Below are 12,110 nucleotides of genomic sequence, written 5' to 3' on the forward strand. Positions count from 1 at the left end.
TTCATTCTATTGAATGATGATTCTTAAAGAATTTTCGAGAATCGTATGTGTTTCACTGTTTAGTTATCAAGGTTCTTTGCTGTCATCTCTCAGACAGCTCGTTTACTTTATCATATTCATTCATGCTTGTCAAGAACTTTTTTAAGTTTTTTCGAAGCATCTTTTTTATGATCGTGTCGCCCGTTCAGGCGACTTATCGACTCTATCACATCCATACTGGATTGTCAACAACTTTTTTGTTTTTTTCAAAACTTTTCAAATTGTGTGTTCAAAAGAATCAATTCTTTGTGACAGCTCAGTTAGAATACCACTTTCTACGCAGACTGTCAACCGTTTTTTGATTTTTTTATTTCTTATTTTCCAACCCCTATTCTCTAACTGATATCATTCATTTCACGATACTCTTTTGGGGTCACTCCATAACGCTTTCTGAACTGTCTGTTAAAATTAGAAAGATTGGTAAATCCGGCATCCTGAGAAATGTTCAATATCTTATCGTCGGTTTTCTTCAGTGCCTCTGCTGCCACCGCCAGTCTTCGCTCATTCACATAGGCGATCAGACTTAATCCCGTCATCTTTTTGAACCAGCGCATAAAATGGCTGTCACTCCATCCGCAGAACTTTGCCATCTCTCCAACTGTAAGATTTTCATCGATATTTTTTTCTATCTTATGTAGCACCATTTTTAGTTGCTCCCGATCCGGTGAAGACACTTCTTTTACAGACGGATGTTTTCTTATAAGAAGAAAGAGCAGTTGAAGAACTGCCGCCTTTACTCCCAGTTCATAGCCTTTTTCTCTGGACGCACATAAGTCTTCCATCTGGCTCAGGCATTGTTTCAGGACATCATAGCCTTCCTCCTGCTCCTGAACACAGATTGGCGGAAGCAGTTTACCGGCTGCAAGAGGAACCAGAAATTCACCGGCACAGAGATCTGCTGCCCCTGCCCCCAGAAAATCCACTTCAAAAATAATATTTTCATATTCTATAGAAGAACCCTTTGTTTTATACAATGCATGAAGAGTTCCCGGAGGAACCACAAAAATATCCCCCGCCTTTCCCTGAAACAGACCTGTCTCCAGTTGGATCTCTCCTCTTCCTTTTTTGACATAGATCAGTTCCATTTCTTTATGCCAGTGAAGAGAAACTGACGGAAAATCCAGCGGGATCGTACACGGATAGATATTAAACGGAAACAGTTTGCTCCCGTGCTGTTTCTTTTCCTGATATTTCTGATCTTGTTCTTTTTCCATAATATTTTTTCTCCATTATGATGATAGGATAGTATTAGTATTTGCAAGATTTTTACAAGAAACGACAAAAAATATGTGATATAAATATAAGCATAACATAGTACAAGATGTTTTCTGACAACCAACCTAAACCTCGCAACTGTTCATGGAAAGGAATCTCCGGGATTCTCGGGATATGCTCTGTGAACAGTTACAAAAATCTTTTATCTATGTATATGAAAGGAGTGGCTCACATGAGTGAAACCATGACAAATAAACTTAACGATCTTTGCAAAAAAGACATCAAAACTGCTTCCAATGAGGAACTTTATCACGCACTTCTGAAACTTGTTGATGAAAAAAGTCAGCAGCAGGTTCACAGTGTAACTGGAAGAAAGCTTTATTATATCTCAGCAGAATTCCTGATTGGAAAGCTTCTGTCCAACAACCTTATCAACCTCGGACTCTACGATGATGTAAAAGAAGCCCTGGCTGCTGCCGGAAAATCTCTGGCGGATATCGAAGAACAGGAACCGGAACCGAGCCTTGGAAATGGCGGTCTCGGACGACTGGCAGCCTGCTTCCTTGACAGTCTCGCAACTTTAAATCTTCCTGGCGACGGTGTAGGACTTCGCTACCATTGCGGTCTTTTTCACCAGAACTTCAAAAACAATATCCAGAATGAAACCCCTGATTTCTGGCTGACGGATTCCTGTGCGGCACAGGCTACGGACACTGTTTTCCCGGTGTCTCTGGCAGGAAAAGAATACTCTGCAAGACTTTATAAACTTCCGGTTACCGGATACGAAGGACGCACCAATACACTGAACCTTTTTGATCTGGACACGGTAGATGAATCCGTAATCGGTGACGGCATCTCCTTTGACAAAAAGGATATCGCCAAAAACCTGACTCTTTTCCTCTACCCGGATGACTCCGATGAGGACGGCCGTCTGCTCCGTATCTACCAGCAGTATTTCATGGTTTCCGCCGGCGCACAGCTTGTCCTTGAGGAATGTGCCGCAAGAGGCTGCAATTACCATAACCTTGCCGACTATGCTGCGATCCAGATCAATGATACGCACCCAAGCATGGTGATCCCGGAACTGATCCGTCTCCTGATGCTCCATGACATTGATTTTGAGGAGGCTGTACAGATCGTTACCGACACCTGCGCTTACACAAACCACACGATCCTTGCAGAAGCCCTGGAAAAATGGCCGAGACATTATCTGGACACCGTTGTTCCACAGCTCATGCCGATCATCGAGAAACTGGACGCCCTGGCAAAAAGCCGCACGGAGGATGGCTCCCTTGCGATCATCGACCAGAATCAGGTCGTTCATATGGCTCATATGGATATCCATTTCTCACATTCTACAAATGGTGTCGCAACCCTGCACACACAGATCCTCAAAGAAAGCGAACTGGCAGGATTCTACCATCTGTATCCTGAGAAATTCAACAATAAGACAAACGGCATCACCTTCCGCCGCTGGCTTCTGAAATGCAACCCATCTCTGACCAACGAGATCGAAAGCCTGATCGGAAACGGATTCAAAAAAGACGCTTCCGAGCTGAAAAAACTTCTTGCTTATACGAATGATCAGAATGTCCTCAGGAAACTTTCTGAGATCAAAAAGCAGAATAAGGAAGCACTTGCCGCATGGCTCCTTCACAAACAGGGCATAAAAGTCAACACAGATGCCATGTTCACCATCCAGTCCAAGCGGCTTCATGAGTACAAGCGCCAGCAGTTAAATCTTCTGTTCCTGATCCATCAGTATCTGGAGATCAAAGCCGGCCATATACCAAGCGTTCCGCTGGTCAGCATCTTCGGTGCCAAGGCAGCTCCTGCGTACATTATCGCCAAAGACATCATCCACGGACTGCTCACACTTTCTCAGGTGATCGAGAATGACCCGGAAGTTTCCAAATGGATGCAGCTCGTCTTTGTAGAAAACTACAACGTCTCTGCTGCTGAAATGATGATCCCTGCCTGCGATCTCTCTGAGCAGATCAGCCTTGCTTCCAAAGAGGCATCCGGAACAGGAAACATGAAATTCATGCTGAACGGTGCCCTGACTCTCGGAACCATGGACGGTGCAAACGTGGAGATCTCCGAAGCAGTCGGAAACGACAACATCTATATCTTTGGTCAGAGCAGCAAACAGGTCATCCACCGCTATGCAGCCGGTGATTACTGTGCAAAAGACTGGTACGAGGCAGACCCGAACCTTCGTCGTGCGATTGACTTCCTCACCAGCGAAAAAATGCTCTCCTTCGGCGATGAGGAACATCTGAAACGTCTCCAGAATGAACTGATCTGGAAAGACTGGTTCCAGACTCTTCCGGATTTCAACGCCTATGTGGTACGTAAACAGCAGGCAATGGCTGACTACGCCGCAGATCAGGAAAACTGGAGCTGCAGAACTCTGATCAATATCGCACAGGCCGGATTCTTCTCTTCTGACAGGACTATTGAAGAATATGATAATGATATCTGGCATCTTGGGAAATAAAAAAACACCAAAACTTAATCTTTAGCAAAAGCAGAGAGGAAATCCTGAAACTTCCTCTCTGCTTTTTTATTCTCCTGGATTAGACTTTCGGAGCTGTTCTGTCAGTTCTTCACCACCCTGTTCATACCACTCTTTTACAAATTCGTCAAAATAATCAACTGGCTGTACGCCCATGATGATCTGGATAAAACTGTCTTTTTCTAACTGCTGAAGTGATTTCGGGATCTCGCCGTCACTGTCATCCAGATACCGTTTCGCAGTCGTCCGGTAATTTCCCTCGATCAGCCGCCCGACTGCTGCAAGTCTGGACTCGTATGCCGCCCAGTCCTCTGCTGTCTCTGATCTTCCCTGGATAAATTTTTCTGCTGCATCATAGTAGGATTTCTCGATTGCACTTAAATCTGTTTCTTTTCGCATACCACTCATCACGCTCTGGATATCCTTGGTGATCTGGAACGTCGCCTCATTATAATCAATGTTGATGACCAGCGGTCTTGCCGTCGGATCGACATTCAGGGCAAAATATGCATTCACCTCGTCTGCATCCTGCGCTCCATATCTGGTGTAGTCAAACAGCACACTGATGATCTTCATCACGATCTCCGGATGCTCATAATCCTTACGTACAACAACATATTTATTATCGCGGAAGGTATCATACACATTCTGCCAGTCTGCTTCCTGCAGATAATATGGCTGCCAGTCCGCTTCCGGGTCTGTCTCATAGACATCCATCAGGGGATTGTTCGGCGTCCACCAGAGTCCAAAAAAAGCTCCGCAGTTTCCATTTACCACCAGATCTCTGAGATTGTTCTGCGCACGCAGGGCAAAGTTCTGATCCAGTACACCACGTTCGTAGAGTTCATGCAGGTAACTGAGGGCGTTTTTTGTTTCTTCTGTCAGAGAGCCATAAACGATCTCTCCATTCTGGTTGATCCACCTCTGCGGGCTTGCATGGAATTTATCAAAAACAGAATCGACAGAATAACTGGAACTGGTACTTCCCACCAGATCAGTGTCACAGACAAAACCGATCGGGTCTTCTCCGTCTTCTGTTCCCATCCGGTTTTCTGTAAATGCCTCCACGATATCAAATGCATCTTCCAGCGTTTTGGGTTCTTCCAGCCCCAGTTCTTCGATCCAGTCCTTGCGCAGCCACATCAGACGCGGTCCATGGTCTGTGACAGTCTCCGGGATCGCCATCAGTTTTCCGTTAAATCTCACAGAATCCAGAAGGTCGCTTCCGTAGCTCTCAAACATTTCTTTGATTCGTTTGGAAGTGCAATTTTCGTAAACCTCACTCAGATCTGCCACCAGATCATTATCGACCAGTTCTTTGAGTGTTTCTCTGTCCGACACCACCAGAACATCCGGGAGCGTCTGGTCTTTGACCAGGATATTTACGAATTCATCGTAACGGTCTTCTCTCTCCATGTAGACGTTTTTGTTCTGGATGTTCAGCATCTTTCGGAGATAACGGGTGTAGGCATTGTCTTCGTAAGTATCTCCATCCGGGAGGTTCGAATTGTTTGCACCGCTCATCTGTCCCAGAGTATAGGTCACAAGCTCCGGATATGCTCCATAAGGTGTCTGCGCGGCTGTTTCCCAGGTACCGGTGCGGACAGTTTCTTTTGCGGAAGCTGTGTTTTCTGTTTCTGTCGATGTTTCACTCTTATCTGTTTCTCTGGAGACACTGCTGCATCCGCTTAACATCATGCTTACGATACATCCCAGGATCACGGGCAGTTTCCATTTAGTCTTCATGTTTCTTGCCCTCCTTCGGGAATCTCATCACGACATTTGTTCCCTCACCGGGTGCGCTGAAGATCCGGATCCCGTATTCCTCCCCGTAGAGCAGTCGGATACGGTCATTGACATTCTTAAGCCCATACCCCTTCGCCTGATAAGTGACAAGTGTCTCTGCTTTTTCCTGTTCCATTCCCATTCCGTTGTCACGAACGGTGATCACGACATCATCTCCTACGCCTTTGAACGACAGGGAAATCTTTTTGTCGCCCTCTTCTTTTTCGTCAATGCCGTGTTCGATCGCGTTTTCTACAACTGGCTGGAGAAGAAGTTTCGGCATTTTTTCATTCTTGATCTCCGGGTCTGTCTCCCATTCTACGGTGAAGTTGTTGTCATGCATGGTAAGCTGGATCTCCAAATATGCCTCCATATTCCGGATACAGTTTTCGACCGTGACCATGTCCTCGCCTTTACTGAGTGCCGTCCTGTAAAACGTCGACAATGCAAGTGTAACCTTGCTGATATCCATCTGATTGCTCCGGATCGCCATCCAGTTCATCATGGAAAGGGTGTTATAGAGAAAATGCGGGTTGATCTGCGCCTGCAGTGCTTTCAGCTCATATTCTTTCAATGCAATCTTATTGACATATACTTCATCGATCAGACGGTTGATCTCATCCATCATCCTTCGGAAGCTGTTGATCAGAATACCAACCTCGTCTTCCGAATCACTGCTGACTGTAACCTCCCTGCTTCCATGGTTCACCTTATCCATGTTTCTGGTAAGTTCTTCAATCTTTCTTGTAAAAATCCTGGAAAAAGACAGCCCCAGAACCAGCGTGATCAGACAGCAGGCCGCCATCAGCGGAATTTCTTCCAGCAGCAGTCTCCGGACAGAACCTGAAATTGCCCGCTGACTTTTGTAGAGATAAAAACCCCAGTTATTTTCTTTACTTTCTGCCATTGTGTAAGCACATTCCTGATTGATCTTTTCAAGAGCAGTGTCCCTGTCATCCGATTTTTTCAGTTCAATGTCTTCAAGCTCACTTTTGTTGTATAGAATTCTACCATCCTCATCTGTGACCATTCCTCCGTTTTCCTCTGTGAGAATATTCGTCAGCGGCTGAAAGATCTTATCGTAATCCAGCGCAATACAGATTGCCGCGTCCAGAGCCTGATCATCGTAGATCATACGGACTGCCGCCACCTCTTTGCTCTCAAGATTCACCAGCCACTGTATCCTTACATCATCCTGAAGCTCACTGCTCCACCATTCTTCTTTCATTTTGGCAAGTGGAACCAGTGTATATTCATGCTCTACCTGAATACTCCGTGCAAACAGCTGGATCCTGTTAATGGCATCATGATAAGATTTCGGTACTGACAGAAGAGGGTCTGCGATTTCATTGTATTTCTCATAGGCAGTATAATTGTCAATATTTTTTTCCTTGATGATCTCCTCAATATCCGGCGAATAAGTAAGATAATTCAAAAGACTGCTGTAAACGGCAGTCTGACTGTCAATACTCTCCTTCGTCTGGTCGATGATCGACTGCATATCCTCCAGATCACTGCTTCGGACCATCGTACTCTGTCTGCTGTGGGCATAAAGGGCAAGAACTGTCATCGGCACCAAGGCAGTCACGACCAGAAGAATCGTCAGCTTGTGCCGGTATTTCATGTTTTTGATCCATTTACGAAGTCTGTTCATCCTCTCCTGTTCCTTTCCGGTAAGATTCCGGGCTGCTTCCATAATATTCCCGGAAACTCCGGCAGAAATAGGAAACGTTGGCGAATCCTACTTTTTCACTGATCTGTGCTACCTTCATGTTGGTACTGCAGAGAAGTTCTTTGGCTTTTTTCATACGGAAGACACGGATGTAGCGATTGAGGTTCATGCCGGTCTCTTTTTTGAAGATAAAGCTTAAGTAGCCGGAAGACAGATATACTTTTTCCGCCAGCATTTCCAGATTCAGGTCTTCTTCATAATGCTGATAGATATAATTCTTGACGGCAGTCACTTCATTCCTTGAACTGTTCATGGAACGCTCCAGAAAAGCCTCGTACTCTTTGATATTGTCCTCTGTCACAGAAAGGATCTCCATAATATTCCTGCAGTTATAGAGGCGTTCGATCTCGTGTTCCAGTTTGTGCTCACCGGAAAACTGGTTTTCCTGAAAAAGCTCCTGGATCACGTTAGAAAATACAAATTTGATATACATCGCAGAATACTGGGTGTTATCATGGTATTTTTCCTTAAGACATTCAAAATGTCTCCAGAGCTGTTCTATATCCTTGCGGGTGATATCCTCGGAAATCGCCTGCATAAGCTGAGAATCCTGCACTTCTCCGACTTCCATGCCAAGCACTTCATCCTCATTGGTAAACACATGCTTGTCCGGATGATAGAATTTCTCCTCCATCTGCTGTTCCAGCTGCTCCAGAACAGATGGAAGACTTTCACATCCGTCAAACTTCCTGCTCACGGCAAGATAAAACCGCTCCATGTACTCACGTTTAAGGAAATTATAGATATGATTTGCCACAAGCTGATAATCGCAGTACACATCCTGGAACAGAATGAGTGACTGTCTTGCATTCAGGTTCATGTAGAAAAACATCCTGTGGAGTTCTTTCTGCAGTTCCTGTTCCAGATTTTCTTCTGCTGTATCAAAAAGTGCCACATCTGACTCGATCAGGATCGCGCAGTGCCAGCTGTTCCACTTGTCCAGATCAATGAGTTCGCCGGCTTTTTGCAGGATCTCTTTTTTGCCGGAGTAGAGATAGCTCTGGAGAAAATACTGCTGAAGGAAGTTTTTCTCTTTGATCTCGCGGCTTTCTTTTTTTCTTCGTTTGCTGATCTCGCTCTCTGCGCGCTCCAACACTTTGTGGAAATCATCCGGATTTACCGGTTTGAGGATGTATTCGGTCACACCGTAGCGGATTGCCTCCTGCGCAAAGGTGAAGTCGCTGAAGCCGCTGAATATGATGATCTGAAGGTTGGGATTTTCTTCTTTGGCTTTCTTTGAAAGTTCCAGGCCGGTCATGTGCGGCATCTTGATATCTGTCAGAAGAAGCTGGATATCCTCGGAGCGCAGAACCTGTAGCGCCTGTTTGCCGTTGGCCGCTTCAAAGACGGTACGCTCTCCTTCCTCTCTGGAAAGCAGATATTTCAGCCCCTCTCGTTCGATTTTTTCGTCATCTACAATTAAAACGTTTGTCATGCATTCTCCTGTCTGTGTCTTATATTTATCTTTTTCATTATACCACAAAGTCCCCGGAAAGAATATTTCTTCCCGGAGACTGAATTTTCGTTATGTAATTATCAGCCTTTGACTGCGCCGGCTACAACACCTTCGATAATGTGTTTCTGGCATACCAGATAGACAACAATGATCGGAATGATATCGATCATGATACTTGCCATCATCGGTCCCATCTGCACATGTCCGAAGCTTCCGCGGAAATACTGGACTGCCATCGGAATGGTACGGTATTTCTTGATATCCAGTACCAGTGTCGGCAGAAGATAGTCATTCCATACCCACATCAGTTCCAGGATCGCGGTAGAGATAATTGTTGGTTTCAGGATCGGGATCAGAACCTTGAAGTATACCTGAAGAGGAGTACATCCATCGATCAGAGCCGCTTCCTCAATTTCAAGCGGGATACCCTTTACAAATCCTGTAAACATAAAGACCGCCAGACCTGCACCAAATCCAAGATAGATAATACAAATGTTGTATGGATTGTTCAGATGTAAGGTGTCGGCTGTTTTTGCCAGTGTGAACATAACCATCTGGAACGGTACTACCATACTGAATACACAGAGGTAATAGAAAACCTTGGATAATGTTCCGTTTACACGAACAATGTACCAGGCTGCCATAGAGCAGCACAGCATGATCAGAACAACGGACATCACTGAGATCACAAGACTGTACCAGAAGGATTTGAGGAAATCCATCTGTGTAACACTTGCCACAAAGTTTGCAACACCATTCCATGTCTCAGCTGTAGGAAGACTGAATACACCTGAAGTTGTAATCGCAACTTCTTTCTTTAAAGAGTTGACTAAGATCAGTACGATCGGATACATCCAGAGGATGCAGATCAGCGTCAAAATAATTGACGCAACCGGATTTTTTTTCTTATTTTCCATTACTGCTGCACCTCCTTAGATGATGTTGCACGAAGCTGTATCAGTGCGATCGCTACAACCAGCAGGAAGAATACAACTGCTTTTGCCTGGCCGATACCCTTCCACTGAGCACCGCTTCTTGCATAAAATGTATCATAAATATTCAAAGCCAATAACTGTGACTGTTTGCCCGGATCTCCTCCTGTAAGAGAGAGGTTCTGGTCAAACATCTTGAATCCGTTTGTCAAAGTCAGGAAGGTACAGATTGTAACAGACGGCATGATCATCGGAATCTTGATCTTGAACAGGATCTGTCTGCTTGTCGCACCATCGATCTGTGCTGCCTCGATCAGATCAGGAGAAACGTTGTTCAGACCTGCTATGTAGATGATCATCATATATCCGATCTGCTGCCACATCAGAAGGATCAGCATACCGATAAATCCGTTTCTTGCAGAAAGTGAAAGCAGCGGCTGTCCCCATTTGGAGAGCAGTCCGTTTAACAGTGTCTGCCAGATATATCCAAGTACGATACCACCGATCAGGTTCGGCATAAAGAATACGGTACGGAATGCATTGGTTCCTCTGTATCCCTTGGTGAGTACCAGTGCGATGGAAAATGCCAGCACATTGATCAGAATACTTGAAACAAAAGCAAACACAACGGTCAACCAGAATGAATGACTGAAGGTGTTATCCAGTAAGATCTTGGAATAGTTTGAAAATCCGACAAAGGTTACATCATTTACGGTTGTAAATTTACAAAATGAAAGATAAATGCCCCAGATAAAAGGCCAAAGGAAACCGATAACAAATGCCGCAAAAGTCGGCAGTACAAAAATCGGCCACCATTTTTTGATCGTTCTTCCTACCATTATAATTCTCCTCTTTCCCTCTCATAGAACCCACAGGAGGAGGCAAGAACCTCGCCTCCTCTTGATGATTGATCACATATTATTTTGATTACTCGGAGAGAGCTTTCTCTGTAGCCCATCCGTCAACGAATGCACTTACAACATCATCCCATGAACCTGTGCCTGCTGCATATGCGGTAAGAGCTGTTCCAAGTCCGTTTTTCCACTCTTCAGATGGCATTGTTGTGAAGTTCCATGAAACAGGTGTTTTTCCAGCTTCTGTGTATTCAGCATCCTGTTTTACAAATACGTTTGTAGACTCCTGTGCTGTTTTGAAAGGAAGTGTGAATCCCATATCGTTTGCCATGGATTTTGTTCCTGTTTCAGATGTTACACACCAGTTCATGAAGTCCAGAGTTGCCTGAACGTCTTCATCAGATGCATTCTTGTTTACACACCAGTAGTTCTCTGTACCTGTTGCAAGTCCCTCGTTCTCATCATCTACACCAAAGTAGATCGGGATCATTGCAAGCTCGTCATCTCCGTATGTCTTGGACAGTTCTGCATATTCCCAGGTACCATTCTGATAGAATACTGCTTCGCCGTTTACAAATTCGTTTCTGGAGTCATCTGCTGTTTTTGCAGAGAGTTCAGCTCCGTCACAGGTAGAATCTGTGATGTACAGGTCAAACAGGTTCTTGTAGTTGTCAAGATATGTTCCTTTGATTGCCTCTGTATCATCGATTCCGTCTTCTTTGTACTCATAGTAGATCGGAAGGTTTGCAAGATGTGTTTTGAATCTCCAGTCAGAGGATCCGTCCATACCTGCAGATGTGAAAGCACCTTTGATTCCAAGCTCATCCTTTCTTGCCTGAATATCATCTGCTACTTTCTTCAGATCATCGTAGCTCTTGATATCATCCAGAGAATATCCTGCTTTTTCAAGTAAGGTTTTGTTTGTGATCAGGCCATAGGATTCGATTACATATGCGATACCATCTACAGCATCTCCGTCTTTGAGCTCGTAAGTATCAGAGGTAAGTCCTTTTGTGATCTCTGCATCTGTCAGATCATAGCAGTAATCTTTCCAGTTCTTAAGTCCAACCGGTCCGTTTACCTGGAACAGTGTCGGAGCATCGCTCTTTGCCATTTCAGACTGAAGTGTTGTCTCATACTGTCCAGATGCTGCTGTTACAACTGTTACTTCTGTTCCTGTTTCTTCAGTGTAAGCTTTTGCCAGGTTCTGCCAAGCTTCATCTGCTTCTGGTTTGAAGTTCAGATAGTAAACCTTTCCGCCGTCTGCTGCCATGACCGGTACGGACGGGATCATGGTTGCTGCTGTTAATGCTGCCATTGCCATTGCTGTGAGTTTTTTCATTTTCATAGTACTTGTCTCTCCTTTTTTTGTGGATTTTGTTCTCTTTCAACCTGTCTTTATTATAGATTTGTTAGTATTTTTATACTATGATAAAAAATCAAGAAATATGTTGTTTTTTCAAGATATAAAAATATAAAAAAATTGATGTACATTTTACAATTCATGCACATCAACTTCATCTTTTTGTTGAATTTCATTCAACACCCATCTTCCGTCTTCACGTATAAATGTCCAGTA

At 44.4% G+C, this 12,110-nt stretch carries 8 protein-coding genes; 1 reads left to right on the forward strand and 7 read right to left on the reverse strand.

Features of this window, described 5'->3' with window-relative positions; genetic code table 11:
- Positions 1-374: 374 nt before the first annotated feature.
- On the reverse strand, positions 375-1,253 hold the full coding sequence (locus tag WMO75_RS17025; RefSeq protein WP_173905418.1) for an AraC family transcriptional regulator: 879 nt from the start codon (positions 1,251-1,253) through the stop codon (positions 375-377).
- 233 nt (positions 1,254-1,486) lie between these two features.
- Between WMO75_RS17025 and WMO75_RS17030 the strand changes: the two genes are divergently transcribed.
- The gene (locus WMO75_RS17030; protein WP_303223949.1) at positions 1,487-3,754 is read left to right on the forward strand and encodes a glycogen/starch/alpha-glucan phosphorylase; all 2,268 of its coding nucleotides are present in this window, start codon (positions 1,487-1,489) and stop codon (positions 3,752-3,754) included.
- A 66-nt stretch (positions 3,755-3,820) separates the two neighbouring features.
- Here the strand turns inward: WMO75_RS17030 and WMO75_RS17035 are convergent, their stop codons facing one another.
- The 6 genes from WMO75_RS17035 to WMO75_RS17060 form a co-directional block, all read right to left on the reverse strand.
- Positions 3,821-5,518, reverse strand: a complete 1,698-nt coding sequence (locus WMO75_RS17035; protein WP_303223950.1) for a type 2 periplasmic-binding domain-containing protein — start codon at positions 5,516-5,518, stop codon at positions 3,821-3,823.
- Positions 5,508-7,253, reverse strand: a complete 1,746-nt coding sequence (locus WMO75_RS17040; RefSeq protein ID WP_296054180.1) for a cache domain-containing sensor histidine kinase — start codon at positions 7,251-7,253, stop codon at positions 5,508-5,510. Before WMO75_RS17040 ends, WMO75_RS17035 begins: the two co-directional genes overlap by 11 nt.
- A complete protein-coding gene (locus WMO75_RS17045; protein ID WP_298090719.1) occupies positions 7,195-8,724 on the reverse strand; it encodes a response regulator transcription factor in 1,530 nt (509 codons plus the stop codon). Before WMO75_RS17045 ends, WMO75_RS17040 begins: the two co-directional genes overlap by 59 nt.
- Before the next feature lie 101 nt (positions 8,725-8,825).
- A complete protein-coding gene (locus WMO75_RS17050) occupies positions 8,826-9,662 on the reverse strand; it encodes a carbohydrate ABC transporter permease (RefSeq protein ID WP_118251503.1) in 837 nt (278 codons plus the stop codon).
- On the reverse strand, positions 9,662-10,516 hold the full coding sequence (locus WMO75_RS17055; RefSeq protein ID WP_296054185.1) for a carbohydrate ABC transporter permease: 855 nt from the start codon (positions 10,514-10,516) through the stop codon (positions 9,662-9,664). Before WMO75_RS17055 ends, WMO75_RS17050 begins: the two co-directional genes overlap by 1 nt.
- An 88-nt stretch (positions 10,517-10,604) precedes the next feature.
- Positions 10,605-11,879, reverse strand: a complete 1,275-nt coding sequence (locus WMO75_RS17060; RefSeq protein ID WP_118251504.1) for an ABC transporter substrate-binding protein — start codon at positions 11,877-11,879, stop codon at positions 10,605-10,607.
- Positions 11,880-12,110: the final 231 nt, after the last annotated feature.

Origin of the sequence: Blautia intestinihominis, from assembly GCF_040096655.1 — a bacterium.
GTDB lineage: Bacteria > Bacillota > Clostridia > Lachnospirales > Lachnospiraceae > Blautia_A > Blautia_A intestinihominis.